This is a genomic window from Falsiroseomonas sp. HC035 (genome assembly GCF_050563525.1).
In the GTDB taxonomy this organism is placed as follows: domain Bacteria; phylum Pseudomonadota; class Alphaproteobacteria; order Acetobacterales; family Acetobacteraceae; genus Falsiroseomonas.
Window position 1 is genome coordinate 330,120 of record NZ_JBNXUN010000006.1, and the last position, 14,236, is coordinate 344,355.

The 14,236-nt window shown below is 71.5% G+C and carries 18 protein-coding genes and 2 tRNA genes; 14 read left to right on the top strand and 6 right to left on the bottom strand.

Features of this window, described 5'->3' with window-relative positions; all coding sequences use genetic code 11:
• The first annotated feature begins 24 nt into the window (after positions 1–24).
• The 8 genes from ACLF3G_RS15860 to ACLF3G_RS15895 all read left to right on the top strand — a co-directional run bounded on the left by ACLF3G_RS15860 (position 25) and on the right by ACLF3G_RS15895 (position 5,096).
• The gene (locus ACLF3G_RS15860; RefSeq protein ID WP_430670361.1) at positions 25–402 is read left to right on the top strand and encodes a DUF2946 family protein; all 378 of its coding nucleotides are present in this window, start codon (positions 25–27) and stop codon (positions 400–402) included.
• Between the two features lie 46 nt (positions 403–448).
• Positions 449–961: a YcnI family protein gene (locus ACLF3G_RS15865; protein WP_430670362.1), complete on the top strand. Its 513-nt coding sequence runs from the start codon at positions 449–451 to the stop codon at positions 959–961.
• Between the two features lie 13 nt (positions 962–974).
• A complete protein-coding gene (locus tag ACLF3G_RS15870) occupies positions 975–1,322 on the top strand; it encodes a hypothetical protein (protein ID WP_430670363.1) in 348 nt (115 codons plus the stop codon).
• Positions 1,323–1,326: 4 nt separating this feature from the next.
• Positions 1,327–1,836 (top strand): copper chaperone PCu(A)C, encoded by a 510-nt coding sequence (locus ACLF3G_RS15875; protein ID WP_430670364.1) that lies wholly within the window; start codon positions 1,327–1,329, stop codon positions 1,834–1,836.
• A 10-nt stretch (positions 1,837–1,846) separates the two neighbouring features.
• A complete protein-coding gene (locus tag ACLF3G_RS15880; protein ID WP_430670365.1) occupies positions 1,847–2,311 on the top strand; it encodes a cupin domain-containing protein in 465 nt (154 codons plus the stop codon).
• A 35-nt stretch (positions 2,312–2,346) separates the two neighbouring features.
• Positions 2,347–3,471, top strand: a complete 1,125-nt coding sequence (locus tag ACLF3G_RS15885) for an MFS transporter (protein ID WP_430670366.1) — start codon at positions 2,347–2,349, stop codon at positions 3,469–3,471.
• Positions 3,468–4,178: a trypsin-like serine peptidase gene (locus ACLF3G_RS15890; protein WP_430670367.1), complete on the top strand. Its 711-nt coding sequence runs from the start codon at positions 3,468–3,470 to the stop codon at positions 4,176–4,178. The genes ACLF3G_RS15885 and ACLF3G_RS15890 overlap by 4 nt, the downstream gene beginning before the upstream one ends.
• 147 nt (positions 4,179–4,325) lie before the next feature.
• Positions 4,326–5,096, top strand: coding sequence for a MipA/OmpV family protein (locus ACLF3G_RS15895; protein WP_430670368.1), 771 nt, complete (start codon positions 4,326–4,328; stop codon positions 5,094–5,096).
• Between the two features lie 69 nt (positions 5,097–5,165).
• Here ACLF3G_RS15895 and ACLF3G_RS15900 read toward each other — a convergent pair whose 3' ends face one another.
• Both ACLF3G_RS15900 and ACLF3G_RS15905 read right to left on the bottom strand, forming a co-directional pair.
• A complete protein-coding gene (locus ACLF3G_RS15900; protein WP_430670369.1) occupies positions 5,166–6,203 on the bottom strand; it encodes a hypothetical protein in 1,038 nt (345 codons plus the stop codon).
• Positions 6,204–6,277: 74 nt separating this feature from the next.
• Entirely contained in the window at positions 6,278–6,793 is a 516-nt protein-coding gene (locus ACLF3G_RS15905) for an adenine phosphoribosyltransferase (protein WP_430670383.1), read from the bottom strand.
• 178 nt (positions 6,794–6,971) lie between these two features.
• Here ACLF3G_RS15905 and ACLF3G_RS15910 point away from each other — a divergent pair, with 178 nt between their 5' ends.
• Entirely contained in the window at positions 6,972–7,163 is a 192-nt protein-coding gene (locus tag ACLF3G_RS15910) for a DUF2842 domain-containing protein (RefSeq protein WP_430670370.1), read from the top strand.
• A gap of 20 nt (positions 7,164–7,183) precedes the next feature.
• Here the strand turns inward: ACLF3G_RS15910 and ACLF3G_RS15915 are convergent, their stop codons facing one another.
• Together ACLF3G_RS15915 and ACLF3G_RS15920 are read right to left on the bottom strand one after the other, a co-directional pair.
• Positions 7,184–7,963, bottom strand: coding sequence for a TorF family putative porin (locus ACLF3G_RS15915; protein WP_430670371.1), 780 nt, complete (start codon positions 7,961–7,963; stop codon positions 7,184–7,186).
• Between the two features lie 185 nt (positions 7,964–8,148).
• A tRNA-Pro gene (locus ACLF3G_RS15920) sits at positions 8,149–8,225 on the bottom strand.
• Positions 8,226–8,617: 392 nt separating this feature from the next.
• On the opposite strand from ACLF3G_RS15920, the gene ACLF3G_RS15925 reads away from it, so the two are divergent.
• From ACLF3G_RS15925 to ACLF3G_RS15935, 3 genes are all read left to right on the top strand, one after another.
• Positions 8,618–9,442 carry an alpha/beta fold hydrolase gene (locus ACLF3G_RS15925; RefSeq protein WP_430670372.1) on the top strand — a complete coding sequence of 275 codons (825 nt, stop codon included), beginning with the start codon at positions 8,618–8,620 and terminating at the stop codon, positions 9,440–9,442.
• Positions 9,443–9,470: 28 nt separating this feature from the next.
• A complete protein-coding gene (locus ACLF3G_RS15930; protein ID WP_430670373.1) occupies positions 9,471–11,543 on the top strand; it encodes a protein-disulfide reductase DsbD family protein in 2,073 nt (690 codons plus the stop codon).
• Positions 11,544–11,648: 105 nt separating this feature from the next.
• On the top strand, positions 11,649–11,867 hold the full coding sequence (locus tag ACLF3G_RS15935) for a hypothetical protein (protein WP_430670374.1): 219 nt from the start codon (positions 11,649–11,651) through the stop codon (positions 11,865–11,867).
• Between the two features lie 3 nt (positions 11,868–11,870).
• On the opposite strand, the gene ACLF3G_RS15940 is transcribed toward ACLF3G_RS15935, so the two are convergent.
• Together ACLF3G_RS15940 and ACLF3G_RS15945 are read right to left on the bottom strand one after the other, a co-directional pair.
• Positions 11,871–12,119 carry a DUF3126 family protein gene (locus ACLF3G_RS15940; RefSeq protein ID WP_430670375.1) on the bottom strand — a complete coding sequence of 83 codons (249 nt, stop codon included), beginning with the start codon at positions 12,117–12,119 and terminating at the stop codon, positions 11,871–11,873.
• An 87-nt stretch (positions 12,120–12,206) separates the two neighbouring features.
• Positions 12,207–12,527: a hypothetical protein gene (locus ACLF3G_RS15945; RefSeq protein ID WP_430670376.1), complete on the bottom strand. Its 321-nt coding sequence runs from the start codon at positions 12,525–12,527 to the stop codon at positions 12,207–12,209.
• Between the two features lie 141 nt (positions 12,528–12,668).
• On the opposite strand from ACLF3G_RS15945, the gene ACLF3G_RS15950 reads away from it, so the two are divergent.
• Together ACLF3G_RS15950 and ACLF3G_RS15955 are read left to right on the top strand one after the other, a co-directional pair.
• Positions 12,669–12,758, top strand: a tRNA-Ser gene (locus tag ACLF3G_RS15950).
• 671 nt (positions 12,759–13,429) lie between these two features.
• Positions 13,430–14,236: tyrosine-type recombinase/integrase (locus ACLF3G_RS15955; RefSeq protein ID WP_430670377.1), on the top strand; the 807-nt coding region annotated here is incomplete at its 3' end.

Here is a 14,236-nt window from a genome sequence, read left to right on the forward strand (position 1 = left end):
GGCCGGCGGTGCTAGGGTCCACGCGTGCGCCTGCGCCCCACCCTGACCCGGCTGCTTGTCCTGCTGCTGCTGATGCAGTGGGGGACCGCCTTCGGGCACTGCCTGAGGCTGGCGGCTCCGCACGACCTGCTGCACATGGACATCTGCACGGCGGAGGGGATGCGCAGCATCGCCCTACCGCTGGACGAGGCCGATGGCCAAGCCCCGGCCGGGGATCACGCGGCCGCCATGCCCTGCCCGGTCTGTGGCGGGCCGGGCGTCGCCAACTTGCCGGAGCCGCCGGTTACGCTCGTAGCGCCCCTGCTGCTGGTCCAGGCCGTGGACCCGCCGCCGCCTAGCACCCCCAGCCCTGCGCCTCCGCCGCGCTGCCAGCCACCGCCGAGGGCGCCGCCCACCTCCTGAACCACCACCGAGGCTTTCCCTCCATGGACTCAGGATCGCGTTCATCATGACCAAGCTCCACCTGGCCAGCCTCGCGCTGGCCTGCGGCCTGGCAAGCACGCCGGCTGCCGCGCATGTCACGCTGGAAACCCAGCAGGCGCCGCCCAACAGCACCACCCGCGCTACCTTCCGCGTGCCGCATGGCTGCGACGGTGCGCCGACCATCCGCTTCACCGTGCGCCTGCCGGAGGGCGTGACCAACGCCCTGCCGATGCCGAAGCCGGGCTGGACGCTGCGCACCGTCCCACGCGCCGACGCGCCCGCCCCCACCGGACATGGCGCCGCACCGCAACTGTCGGAGATCATCTGGGAGGGCGGCAGCCTGGACTCGGCGCATTACGACGAGTTCGTCGTGCGGCTTCGCCTGCCCGACGCGCCCGGCACCCTGCTCTACATTCCCGTGGTGCAGGATTGCCCGGAGGGAATGCAGGCCGCCTGGACCGAGATTCCCGAACCCGGCCGCCGCATCACCGACTATCGCATGCCCGCCCCTGCCATCCGCCTGCTGCCGCGCAACTGAGAGGGCCACCCCGATGACCCATTCCCGCCGCTTCCTGCCCCTCGCCGCCGCCGCGATCGCCGCCGGCAGCCTGGCCCCCCGCCGCGCCGCCGCCTGCGATGCGGAGGCGATGGAGGCGCACTTGACCGCCGTCTGCGACGGCGCGCTGGAGCCTGCCCGCCTGGCACTGCAGGCCGCCCTGGCCCACGCCACCCCGGCCGAGACCATGGCGATGCAGCGCGCGCTGACCATCGCCAGTGCCACCTGCACCACCGGCGACCCGGTCGCCGGCGCCCGCATCGCCGCCAATCTTGCCCGACTTGCGGGACGGATCGAGGGTCGCGCTGGAGTCGGGGCGGACAGCCTCGACCTGCTGGGCTGAGAGCATGATCCGGATCACACGACGCGGCACGCTCGGCCTGCTGCTGGCCGCTTCCTGCATCGCCCAGGCCCAGGCCCAGGCCCTGGCCCAAACCCCGGCCCAAACCCTGGCCCAGCAAGCCAGCGACCTGCGCATCGAAACGCCCTGGACCCGCGCCGCCGGGGCGGGTCGCACCGGGGCCGGCTACCTCACCATCCGCAATGCCGGCAGCGCGGCGGACCGGCTGGTCGCGGCCCGCGCCGGCATCGCCGGGGCGGTCGAGTTGCACACCCACCTGCACGAGGGTGGCGTGATGCGGATGCGGCCGGTGCCGGCGATCGAGATCCCGGCGGGGGAGACGGTCACGCTCGGCCCGGGCGGCCTGCACCTGATGCTGCTGGAGCTCCGCGCGCCGCTGAACCAGGGCGAGGCGGTGCCGGTGACCCTGGTGTTCGAGCGTGCGGGAGAGGTCGAGGTGCGGCTCGCCGTGCAATCCGCCGGCGCCCGTGGCCCGGCCGCAGCGCATCGGCACTGAGGGAGGCACCATGGCCAAGCGCATCGACCCGGCCACCGTCCCACCCGTGATCGGCTCCGCCTACCCGGCACCGCATGACCTGCCCTGCCGGACGCGGGAACGACGACGGCTGGGCGATGCGGCGGGGCTGACGCAGTTCGGCGTCAACCTGCTGCGCCTGCCGCCCGGCGCCTGGTCCAGCCAGCGCCACTGGCAGCACGCCTCGGACGAGTTCATCCATGTGCTGACCGGCGAGGTCACGCTGGTGACCGACGCCGGGGAGGAAGTGCTGCGCCCTGGTGATTCGGCCGGCTTCAGGGCCGGCGACCCGGACGGCCATTGCCTGCGCAACCACACGGATGCGGAGGCGACGGTGCTGGAGGTCGGCACCCGCCTGCCCGGCGATGGCGCCACCTACTCGGATATCGACATGGTGGCACACCCGGCCGGCAGCCCGGTGCGCTACACGACGAAGGACGGCCGGAAGCTGAGCTGATGGCCGGCGGCGCCGGTCCGGTGTAGGGGCTGGCTGTGCCCCTTCTCGCCCTCGCCTTCCTCGCCTTCATCGGCCTCGGCCTGCCGGACCCGATGCCGGGCAGCCTCTGGCCCGAATTGCGGCCGCACTACCTCGTGCCGAATGCGGGCCTTGGCCTGGTGCTGGCGGCGATGGCCAGCGGCTACGTGGTCGCCGGGATGCTCGCGGGGCGGCTGATCCAGGCCTTCGGCATCGGCAATCTGCTGGTGGCGAGCCTGGCCGCGACCTCCGCCGCGGCACTTGGCCAGGCGATGGCGCCGCCCTGGGTGGTGTTCGTGGCACTCGCGGTGTTGGCGGGGCTGGGCGGCGGCGCGGTGGATGCGGCGATGAACGCCTTCGCCGCCGCGCGCTTCCAGCCGCGCCACCTGAATTGGCTGCATGGCTTCTGGGGCGTTGGCGCAACGCTCGGCCCGGCGGTCGCAGCGGCGCTGCTGGCGGCGGGGCATGGCTGGCAGGCGGGCTACCTGGCGGTGGGACTGGCGCTCGGCCTGCTGACGATCTGCTTCGGCTTCACCCGCGGGCGCTGGACCGATGGCGCGCCGCCGCCCGATGCGCCGCGCAGCAGCATGGGCATGGTGCTGCGCAACCGGCTGGCGCGGCTGCAGGTGCTGATCTTCTTCCTGTACACCGGGCTGGAGGCCGGCGCCGGGCAATGGGCCGCGACCGTGCTGACCGGCGCGCGCGGCGCCACCCCGGCCGAGGGCGCCGCCGCCGCCACGCTGTTCTTCGCGGCGCTGACCGGCGGCCGCATCGGGCTCGGCTTCGTGGTGGACCGCATCGGCGCCGACCTGCTGCTGCGGCTGCTGGCGCCGGTCGCGGTGCTGGCGGCGCTGGTATTCGGCAGCGGCGTGGCGGACTTGCCGGCGCTGGCGCTGCTGGCGGTGGCGCTGGCGCCGATCTACCCGACCCTGATGGCGCGGACCCCCGCACGGCTCGGGGCCGCGGCGGCGGCGCAGGCGGTGGGGTTGCAGGTCTCGGCGGCGACGCTCGGCGTGGCGGTGGTGCCGGCGGGGCTTGGGCTTGCCGCGGATCTCTGGGGCGCCGCGGTGGTGCCCTGGCTGCTGGCGGCGATGGCCGTGGTGGTCGCCTGGCTGATTTTCCGGCTTCCGGCACGCCGATGATCGCGCCTCTGGCCCTGCTTGCGCTGCTGCTGGCCGGACCCGCGCTCGGCCAGCCGCTGCCGCTGCCGGGCCTGGACGGGCAGTCATCGCGGCAGCCAGCGCAGGTGGCCGAAGCGCCCTGGTCCAGCCTGGTGCGGGTGCAGTCGGAGGCCGGCGGCCGCTGCACCGGCGTGCTGATCGCGCCGGACCGCGTGCTGACCGCTGCGCATTGCCTGGTGGCGCGGCAGACCCGCCGGATGCTGCAGCCGGGCCGGGTGCATGTGCTGGCCGGCTATCACCGGGGCGCGTTCCGCGCCCAGGCCCGCGTCGCCTCGCTGCTGGTGGCGCCGGGCTTCGAGGCGGCGACCTCCGGCCCCTTCGGCGCCGACTGGGCCGTGCTGCGCCTGACGGCGCCGCTGGCCGGGCCGGTGCTGCCGCTCGCCGGGCTGCCGGCGCGTGGCACGCCGGCGATGCTGGGCGGATGGCAGCAGGACCGCGCCCATGCGCTGCTGGCGGATACGGCCTGTTCGGTGCTGGCGCAGGTGGTGGATGGCGCCGGGCGGTTGCTGGTGCAGCATGGCTGTGCCGGCACCCGTGGCGTTTCCGGCGCGCCGCTGCTGGTACGCCGGGGCGAGGGCTGGGCGGTGGCCGGCATAGCCGTCGGCGCGATGCGGGAGGCCCGCGGCGGGCTCGCCGTGGCGGTGGCAGGATTGCCCCTGATGGAATGAGGTCTGGGCCAGACCTTCGCGTCACATATCGTTACGACCTCAATCTTGACGATGGACAGTTTTACGTCGAACTTTCGGTGCTTCCACCCTGAAAGGCTCGACCTTCCGATGCACCCTGCCCTTCGACCGGCCCTGCTCGCCGCCGCAATGCCTCTGCTCCTGGCCGTGCCGGCGCATGCCCAGGGTGAGCCCCGGGTCTCGGGCTTTTTCAGCCTCGGCGCGCTGTCGGGCCCGGACTACGAGGGCTCGGACGACAGCACCATCGGCCCCCTGCTGGCGGCACGGCTGGGCTACGGGTCCAACTATGTCGAAACCGCGACGCTCGGCGGCGGCATCGGGTTGCGCGTCAACCTCTCGCCCTGGCCGGCGGCCGAGTTCGGCCCGGTGGTGGCGCTGCGGCGTGGGCGATCCGATGCCGACAATGCGCGGGTGAAGCGGCTGGACGAGGTCGATGACGCTGTGGAGGCCGGCGCCTTCCTGCGCCTGCCCTTCCGCGGCCTGCTGACCGCGCGCGACGAAGCGGCGATCGAGCTGCAGGTGTTGCAGGACGCGTCCTCGGCGCATGACGGCACGCTGTTCACCTTCGGCGGCAGCTACCGGTTCAGCCCGGTGGCGCGGCTCCGGGTCGGCCTGACCACCGTCGCGACCTATGCCAGCGATGACTACACCGAGACGCATTTCGGCATCGACGCGCGCAACGCCGCTGCCAGCGGCCTGCCGGCCTTCAGCGCCGGGGGCGGCATCAAGGATGTCGCGCTGTCCCTGACCGCGAACTACGAGCTGACCCCGAATTGGGGGCTGGTCGGCGTGCTCGGCTATCGCCGCCTGCTCGGCAGCGCGGCGGACAGCCCGATCGTGCGGCGGGAGGGCAATGAGAACCAGTTCAGCTTCGGCCTCGGGATCAGCTACGGCTTCTGATAAGCCGGAGGCGCGCCTGCTGGCGCATTTTCCAGACTGGCCGGCGTGTCAGCCGGACCCGAAGATGCGTCAACCCGGTTGCATCGCCGCGCTGGCCCGGCTGGCCGCCTGCCAGCCCAGACGGCGCAGCAGCCAGAGCTGATAGGCCAGCGAGGCCTCCGGCGAGGGGCACAGCGTCGTCATCAGCGTCGTCGCCGGACCGGCACCGACGCGGCGCGTGCCGGCTTCCGGCGCGTCGGGCGCCTCCTCCGGCCAGGTGCGGGCGGCGGCGCGCCAGAGGGCGACGACATCGGCCGCGGTCAGCGCCGGCAGCACCAGCATGGCGCGGCCGCGCAGGGCCGCGCCCGCGCCACGCGCCGCCTCCAGCAGGTCGGGCCGCGGCGTGTCGGCCAGTATTTCCCCCAGCGCCGGCACATTGGGCAGGGCCGGGTCGCGGGCGCTGCCGGCGGCATCGAAGGCAAACCACGGTACCAGGCCGAGCGCCGCCGCCTGCGCCTCAGCCGTCAGGCCGGACAGCACCAGCGCATCCGCGCCACCGTCGCGGATCGCCGCCTCGGCCTGGGCACCGGCCAGGTTGAACACCGGCACGGCAGGCTGCCCGGCGAGGTCCAGCGCAAGCAGCGCCGCGGCTTCCGGCGCCGCCGGGCCGGGCAGCGCCAGGCGCAGCGGCGCCGCACCGCGACCGCCCGGGGGCGGGCCAGCAAGGATGCAGGGCTGCACGCTGCCGCAGATCGCCGGCCAGTGCCGCGGCTCGAACCGCGCGCGGGGGTCGCCCACCAGCTGCGCCTGGGCCGCCGCACCGGGCATCAGCAGCAGCATTGCGCCGTCGCGGACGGTGGAGGAGGCGAAGCGGTTGGCCGCGGTGATACCGTCAGGCCCGCCCAGCACCGCCACGCGCAGTGCCGACGCCTGCACAAGGCCGCGGGACAGGGCGCTGGCGGCGCGGCCGGCCAGACCGGCAATGGCCCCACCCTCGGGACCAGGGGCCAGCAGCGTCGCGGCTTCCGGCACGGGCACGGCGGCCCCCGCCGGGCGCAGGGCGCAGCCAAGCGCCGCGCTCGCCAGCAGGCCGGCCAGGACGCGCCGGGTCGGCGTTCCAGGTTGCATCCCCTCGCCCTCCTTCTGCCGCCTGCCCGGACTACTAGCCGGGCGAATGGGGCAGAAACGTGGCGACCGCGCTTTCAGTTGTCGTAGGTCACCAGGGATTCGAACGGCACGTCGATCCGCGACCGGCCACCCAGGAAGCTGAGTTCCACCAGCGTCGCCGCACAGGGGACCACGGCGCCGGCCTGGCGCAGCAGCGAAATGCCGGCCGCCATGGTGCCGCCGGTGGCCAGCAGGTCGTCCAGCACCACCACGCGGCTGCCCTTCGGCACGGCGTCGGCCTGCATCTCGATGCGGTCCGTGCCGTATTCCAGGGCGTAGTTCAGGCCGATGGTCAGGCCCGGCAGCTTGCGCGGCTTGCGCAGCATGACGAAGCCGAGCCCGAGTTCCAGTGCCAGCGGCGCCGCCACCAGGAAGCCGCGGCTCTCGATGCCGGCCAGCACGTCCGGCTTGTGCGGGCGCACCATCTCCGCCATCCGCGCCATGGCGGAACGCCAGGCCGGGCCGTGCCGCAGCAGGGTGGAGATGTCGTAGAACAGGATGCCAGGCTTCGGGAAATCCGGGATGCCGCGGATGTGGTCCTTGAAGTCAATGCCGGGATCGGGCTGAAGCGGCTGTCGCTGCGTGCTGGGTTCGGCCATGCGGTCGGAGGCTCCTCGTGTGCGGCGGACGCTACGCCGGCGCGTGGCCGTGCCGCAACAGCGCGCGCTCGCGCCAGGCTGCCAACGAATGGGGCTTGGCGGATGTGCGGCGCCGGGCCACATCGCCGCCATGTCCCGCATCGCAATCGCCCTGGTCGCCGGGCTGCTCGGCTTCACGCTGTACGTCATGGTCGTGGTGGCACTGGCCGACCATGTGCTCGGGCTGCACTGGCTGGTGCAGGTCCTGTATTTCGCGGCGGCCGGGATCCTCTGGGCATTCCCGGCCAAGTCGCTGATGTTCTGGGCGGCGCGCAGCGGCTGAGCGCCCGCCGCCCCGTCGGGTCAGAAGACGCGGCTGAAGGTCAGGATGACGCGGTTGTCGCAGACCTTGGACCCGCCGAAGCATTCGGCATCCTTGTCGAGCGAGGTCACCACACCGGTCAGCGCGCCGGTGAAGCCGGCGAAGATCTCGCGCGAGATGGTGAGCGAGGCGTTGGCGTAGTCGGGTGCGCCGAAGTAGCCGTCCGTGGCGTTGGCGGGGGCGATGTTGCGCTCGATGAACTGGTAGCCGGCGCGGGCGGCCAGGGTGAAGCCGAAGTCGAGGGCCATGTCGAAGCCACCCTCGACATAGTAGCCGGCGCCGGATTCACCGGTGAAGTTCGGCGAGAAGGCGGCGAGGCCAACCAGCTTGACCGGCGCGATCTCATAGGAGGCGCGCAGCGCGAACTCCAGGAAGTTCAGCTCGTAGCCGCCGGTCGGCGCGTCATAGCCCGGATAGGTGTAGTAGATGGCGCCGACATCCAGCTTCAGGTCGCCCACCGCGAAGCGGTAGCCGGCGAGCAGGTCGAGTTCCTGACGGGCATTGGTGCCGGGGAAGGTGACGTTGCTGGCGAAGGCGCCGACATAGACGCCGGAGCTGTGTTCCGCATCGACCGTCAACTGGACCGCAGGACGGCCACGGGTCTGGCTCATGCCGCGGAAGACATAATCGGTGGTGGCGGCGGGCGTTGTGGCGATGGTCAGCCCGGCGCTTTCAATCACTGTCTGCGCCGGCACTGCACCAATATTCGACATTATGCCCACGAAAAGGGCGGCGGCGGCGAGCGGATAGGGTCGGTTCATGGTCATTCCCCAGGCATCGCAGCGATTTGCGTGCTTTTTAAGCATTGCACACGATCTCGTTTTGGGAACAGGGCGATGCAGCCGATTGTGATTAATTCTGCGCAATGACGCTGGGGGATGACCGCGCCGGAATCAAAAACCCCGCCAGGACGAGGTCCTGACGGGGCTTGCGCGCCTTGCGATGATGGTCGGAGTGAGAGGATTCGAACCTCCGGCCCCTGCGTCCCGAACACAGTGCTCTACCAGGCTGAGCTACACTCCGGCGAGGCGCGGGGTATAGCGAAGCCCTCGCCGGGGGGCAAGCGGGCCCTGGCACATGCCGCGTCGCCCGCGAAGGCTGTCCGCGACATGACCAGGAACGACCGCCGACGCGTCTCCGAACCCTATCCCGACCGCCGTTCTATCCAGAAGAACGGCCGGCCCAAGGCTGACTTGTGGCATCTTACTCGGCCTGCAACTTGTCCTGTTGCGTCATGCGTCGTCACGCCGCAGGTTGCCGGGGTCGGTCTCGCGGCTTCGCCGCGACCTCGCCCCAGGGATTCGAATCTTGCGCCAAGCCTTCACCTTCTCCCCGCCGGATGCTCGGGACTGTCCGCGGGGACCCTGCCGCGCCGCTGGGGCGGCGTGCGGGGCGTGATGCAGGGCTGGCTACCTGTGCTTGGTCTGACCGCCGGCGCGCTGGCGCTCCTCGGCGCCGGCATCGAACGCTGGGCCGCCGCACGTGATCGCCGTCGCATTCCGATGCCGGGCCAGCATGTGCCGATTGGCGAGACGCTGCTGCATGCCAGCCTGCTCGGCCGCCGGCGCGACCCGGCGCAGCCGGTGATCGTCATGGATGGCGGCCTGGTGCGTGGCAGCCTGGCCTGGACGGAGGTGGTGGCGGCGCTGGGCCCTGGCTGGCTCATCCTGGTCTTCGACCGCGCCGGGCACAATTGGAGCACCCGTGCCACGGGACCACGCAGTGCCGAGGCAAACTTGGCGGACCAGCGGGAGATGCTGGCGGGGCTGCATCTGGCACCGCCCTGGCTGCTGGTGGCCCAGGACACCGCCGCCCCCATCGCGCAGATGCACGCGGCCCGGCATCCTTCGGAGGTTGCCGGGCTGGTGCTGGTGGACCCCCTGTCCGGCCCGCTGGCAGCAGAGCTGCTCGGCTCGGGATTCGCGCGCTCGCTCCGGTGGAAGGTGCCGGTCGCCCGGATCGGGCTGTGGAGGCTGGCGCGCCACCTGCGGAGACGATCGCCCAGGCCATCGGAGCCCGCCGAGCCGCTGTGGCAATCTGCCAAGGACCTGTCGGCCTGCCGCGCCGAACTGGCGAGCCTGGTCCGGGACGTCGCGGCCGCCGAGGCGGCACCGCCGCCGCGGCAGCCCTGCCGGATTGTCGCCGGCGCGACGCCGGCGGCGGTGGCGCAGGCCATCCTGGAGGTCGCCGAACAGACCGCCTTGCCGCAACCTCGGGGCCATGTTCCGCACGGGGCGTAAATCCCAAGGGCCGTGCTATATCTGCCGCATGAAGCGCCTCGCGACCCTGCTCCTCGGGCTGACCCTCGCCATGGGGGCCTGGACCCCCGCCTGGACCCCCGCCTGGGCGAATGAAAGCCGGTCCGTCGCATCGCTGCGCGCCACGGCGACGCTGGTGACGGATGCCGCCGCGGTGGCGCCGGGCGAGACCTTCCGGGCCGGGCTGCGGCTGCGGCTGGCGCCGGGATGGCACAGCTATTGGCGCAATGCCGGCGATGCCGGGGCGGCGCCGGAGCTGGCGCTGGATCTGCCGCAGGGCGCCACGGCGACGCCAATCGCCTGGCCCGCACCGGAGCGCATCCCCTACGGCCCACTGGTCAATTTCGGCTATACCGGGGAGGTGCTGCTGCCGGTGACCGTCGCCGTCCCAGGAACGTTGGCGCCCGGCGACCTGATGACGCTGCGGGCGGAGGCGACCTGGCTGGTCTGCGCCGATGTCTGCATCCCCGAGGAAGGCAGCTTCGAACTGGCCCTGCCGGTCGCCCCGGCGCGCCTGGAGTCACCATTCGGGGCGCCGCTGTTCGAGGCCCTGGACGCGCGGCTGCCCCGGCCCCTGCCCTGGGCAGCCCGTGCGGGAGCCGGGCCGGGCCGCGCGAGCCTGACGCTGGCCGGCACCGGGCTTGATGCAGCCTCGGTACGGGAGGCGTTCTTCTTCCCGGCGGAACCCGGGCTGCTGGACAACACCGCACCACAGCCCCTGACCCTGCGTGACGGCACGCTGAACCTCGGCCTGGCGCTGCTGCCCGACGTGGCTCCAGCCGCATTGCGTGGCACGCTGGTGCTGAGCGATGGCGGCGGACAGCGGGCAGCTTTCGATGTCTCGGCGGCCGTCTCCGGCCCGGCGGAGACCCCTGGCGGCACCACCACGCTGTGGAAGGCCGTGCTGCTGGCATTGGCGGGCGGGCTGATCCTCAACCTGATGCCCTGCGTCTTCCCGGTGCTGGCCATGAAGGCGATGGCGCTGGCCCGCCTCGGCGGCGCGGGGCGCGGCGAGATCCGGCTGCATGCGGCGGCCTACACGGCCGGGGTGCTGGTCAGCTTCGCTGCCGTCGGTGGGCTTTTGGTGGCGTTACGCGCGGCGGGCGTGGCGGCGGGCTGGGGCTTCCAGTTCACCCAGCCGGCTTTCGTCGCCGGCATGGCGTGGCTGGTGCTGGCGGTCGGGCTGAACCTTTCGGGCGTCTTCGCCTTCGGCCGCACCGTGGGCGCCGGGCAGGCCGTCGCTGGGCGCGGCGGGCCGCTTGGCGCCTTCGCCACCGGTGGCCTTGCGGTGCTGCTGGCGACGCCCTGTACCGCGCCTTTCATGGCGGCGGCGCTGGGCGCCGCGCTGGTGATGCCGCCGGCCGCCACCATGGCGGTGTTCCTGGCGCTGGGTGTGGGGCTGGCGGCGCCCTATGCGCTGCTCGGCGTGGCGCCGGGGTTGGCGCGGGCGCTTCCACGGCCGGGCGCCTGGATGGAACGGCTGCGCCAGGCGCTGGCCTTCCCGATGTATGCGACCGCCGCCTGGCTGATCTGGGTGCTAGCGCTGCAGGCTGGCCCCGATGGCGTGCTGTTCGGCCTTGCCGGGGCGGTGGTGCTGGCCGCGGGCCTCTGGGGCCTTGGACTGGTGCAGCGCGCCGGTGGCCCGCGCCTCGCCGGCGTGGCGGCGACGGGCCTCGCCGTGCTGGTGGCGCTTGCGCTGCTGCCGCAGTTGGCGACGGCACCGGCCGCCGCGGCCGCCGAGCCGGGCGCGGAGGCCTGGTCCGAGGCGCGCGTCGCGGAACTGCGTGCCGCCGGTCGCCCTGTCTTCGTCAACGCCACCGCTGCCTGGTGCATCACCTGCCAGGTGAATGACCGCGTGGCGCTGCGGGCGGATGCGGTGCAACGGGCCTTCGCGGAGCACCGCATCGCCTATCTGAAGGCGGACTGGACACGCGGCGACCCGGCGATCGGCGCCATGCTGCGCGCCCACGGACGGGATGGCGTGCCGCTGTACCTGTTCTGGGCGTCCGGCGCCCTGGAGCCCGTGGTGCTGCCGCAGATCCTGACCGAGGGGCAGGTTCTTGCAGCGCTAAGCCCGGGTTAAGCCGCCCCGGCGCAGCCTTTGGGGATGCACCGCATCCCGCTCATCCTGTTGCTTTGCGGCCTTGCTACGCCAGCATCGGCCCAGCCGCCTCCTGCCTGCACTCCGGTGCGGGAGGGGACCGTGGCGTGCCTGTCCGGCAAGCTCTGCGCCTGCCGTTTCATCCGTGGCGGCAGCCTGACAGGCCAGCAGGACCGCCACGCCTGGGATTGCGGCATCCTGCGGCCGGCCTGCGGCACCGGGTTGGTGCCACCCAGCCTGGGGCAGAGCCAGCCCGTGCCGCTGCCGAACCTGTTCCTGCAGGTGCCGGATCGGCGGGTGCGCTGAGGCTCAGCGGCGTCCGCGCGCGGGCGGGGCCGCGGGCGAGGCAGGCGGCAGGTCTTCCTCCAGCACCGTCAGCATGACGGAGTAGGACACCTCCCCCTCCTCGTCGTCACGATGGACGGTGCCGATCACCTCGTCCTGCACCGACACCTCGACCGAGAGGCCGGGGCGCTGCGGCGCGAGCAGGGTGATGCGTTCCGTGCCGAGGAGGCGGCGCAGGTAGGCCTGCACGCGCGCGATGTCGGATGGCTTCATCCGTCTTGAACTCCGATCAGGATCAGTGGCGCCCCTATGCACCGCCCAGCGAGCGAGGTCGAGGCGGCGGGCTTCAGGTGGCGGGGTTCAGGTGGGGCCGGTCATCTTCGCGAAGACCATTCGGTCCCGGTTGTCCTGCATCAGCATGGTGAAGCCGGTGATGCTGTCGAGGCCGAGGCCGATGGGCAGGCCAGTGTCCGGGTCCGGGTGGATGTCGCCATAGGCGGCGCCGGTCATCTTCTCCCACTTTCCGGCCGGCTTCTTGACCTCGACGTGCACGACCGTGGCCTTCAGCACCAGGCGCACGATCGCCTCCTTCGGCGCGCGAGGCTTGGTCAGGCTGGGATGGCCAGCCAGCATCTGCCAGCCATTTGCCAGCGCCCAGCGTGTCAGATCTTCCTTGTCCATGGCGACGGCTCCTCGGACGGGTTGGGTTACCGGCTATGGGGCATACACGGGGCCGCCGGCAACCTGCGCCAATTCCGCAGGACAAGGGGCGGGCGGGGTTGCGGGGCGGGAACTTGCTGGGTAGATAGCGCGCCTTGCGCAGGACGGGTGGCCGAGCGGTCGAAGGCGCACGCCTGGAAAGTGTGTAGGCGCGGAAGCGTCTCGTGGGTTCGAATCCCACCCCGTCCGCCACATTGGATTCGTGGTCTTTCCTCGCCAGTCGCCGAGCCCAGAACACGGCGCGAAAGTCCGCGTATTCTAAGCGGTTAGTAGGCGGAACCGTCAACATCCCGTTCAACACCGCACTGCACCGGATCAGGGGCGCGGGACAGCGGACGGGTAAAAGGGCGGGTAAAATCGGCCGTCAACATTCGTTACCCGTTTTTTTCGGTGCTGTAAGAGAACGAACTGGCTGAAGGCTAGGTCTTCCGCCACTTATATTTCGTTGCGTTTTGCTTTCGTTGCGTCCGGCTGGGTAAACTCGATTGCTTGGTGCCTAGACCACGGGCATGCAAGAGTCGCTGGGCCAAGCCCTGTCGCCGCGTGCACCAGTCCTCTGTCCCGCCATCATCGGCCTCACCGGCCTTACCGGCCTTACCGGCCGCAACGGCCTCGACGGCCTCGACGGACTTAACGAACTCAACGGACGAACGCCGGGACCGATCCTTGCAGTCCCGCCTCCACGAGCGGAAGCCCGATCCCCTCGCTCAACACCCGCCCCCGTTCACGACGATGCGAGCCGAGGACTTCAGCACCGCACCGCACCGTGCCGGAAAGCTCCACACCGACACCAACGCGGCTGTTTAAGCGCCAGCCATATGTGACTAATCCCTGCGTCCGCCGAAGACCCACAGGAGGCGGACGTGACCACCAATGAAGGTCCGAAGCCGAAGCGCAGGAAGCTACTGACCGATGCGGAGATCCGCAGGGCGAAGCCACAGGCGAAGCCCTGCACCATCAGCGACGGCAACAACCTGCGTGTCCGCATCATGCCGAGCGGGCGGCGGTACTGGCAGGTTCGTTACATGTTCGGGGGCGTCGAGAAATCCTTTCAGATCGGTGTCTACGAGGAAGGCGCCCCGGGGCCCAAGCGGTTCGGCATTCTCGCCGCGCGGGAAGCCCGAAACGAGATCATGGCGCTCGTCGAGGCGGGCTACGATCCCATGGTCGTCAAGGAGCGGCAGGAGACGGCGGACGAACTGGAGGCCGCACAGGCGAAGGCAGAGGACGCGGGGGAGTTCTCCGTCAAAACGCTCGCGTGCCGTTGGATCAAACGCCAGCAGTGGGTGCCCGGCCATAAGGAGCGCGTGCACCGCATCTTCGAGCGCGAGGTGTACCCGCAGATCGGGTCCATGCACGTCGCGACCATCACTCGGGACGCAATTCTGAGGCTGGTGCTGCGCCCCATTGAGGAGCGGGGGACGCTCAGGACGATGCATGACCTACGCGGGATGCTGAGCACCTTCTACGACACGCTGGAGATTGAAGGCTATGTTCCAGACGGCTTTGCGAACCCGGCAACCGAGAAGCTCTCGAAGGTGTTGCTGGCGGCGCCCAAGGTCCAGCATCAGCCCGCGATCATCGATCTCGACCAACTGCAAGACTTCCTGGCCAAGTGCGATGCCCTTCCTGGGCAGCCGGTGACCAAGGCGGCCAACAGGTTCATCCAC

Excerpts from the sequence above, each read along its gene's own strand:
- ACLF3G_RS15930 (WP_430670373.1), top strand. The coding sequence starts at position 9,471 with ATGAAGCGCCTCGCGACCCTGCTCCTCGGGCTGACCCTCGCCATGGGG.
- ACLF3G_RS15900 (WP_430670369.1), bottom strand. The coding sequence starts at position 6,203 with ATGCAACCTGGAACGCCGACCCGGCGCGTCCTGGCCGGCCTGCTGGCG.
- ACLF3G_RS15910 (WP_430670370.1), top strand. The coding sequence starts at position 6,972 with ATGTCCCGCATCGCAATCGCCCTGGTCGCCGGGCTGCTCGGCTTCACG.
- ACLF3G_RS15865 (WP_430670362.1), top strand. The coding sequence starts at position 449 with ATGACCAAGCTCCACCTGGCCAGCCTCGCGCTGGCCTGCGGCCTGGCA.
- ACLF3G_RS15915 (WP_430670371.1), bottom strand. The coding sequence starts at position 7,963 with ATGAACCGACCCTATCCGCTCGCCGCCGCCGCCCTTTTCGTGGGCATA.
- ACLF3G_RS15895 (WP_430670368.1), top strand. The coding sequence starts at position 4,326 with ATGCCTCTGCTCCTGGCCGTGCCGGCGCATGCCCAGGGTGAGCCCCGG.
- ACLF3G_RS15875 (WP_430670364.1), top strand. The coding sequence starts at position 1,327 with ATGATCCGGATCACACGACGCGGCACGCTCGGCCTGCTGCTGGCCGCT.
- ACLF3G_RS15945 (WP_430670376.1), bottom strand. The coding sequence starts at position 12,527 with ATGGACAAGGAAGATCTGACACGCTGGGCGCTGGCAAATGGCTGGCAG.
- ACLF3G_RS15940 (WP_430670375.1), bottom strand. The coding sequence starts at position 12,119 with ATGAAGCCATCCGACATCGCGCGCGTGCAGGCCTACCTGCGCCGCCTC.
- ACLF3G_RS15890 (WP_430670367.1), top strand. The coding sequence starts at position 3,468 with ATGATCGCGCCTCTGGCCCTGCTTGCGCTGCTGCTGGCCGGACCCGCG.
- ACLF3G_RS15880 (WP_430670365.1), top strand. The coding sequence starts at position 1,847 with ATGGCCAAGCGCATCGACCCGGCCACCGTCCCACCCGTGATCGGCTCC.
- ACLF3G_RS15870 (WP_430670363.1), top strand. The coding sequence starts at position 975 with ATGACCCATTCCCGCCGCTTCCTGCCCCTCGCCGCCGCCGCGATCGCC.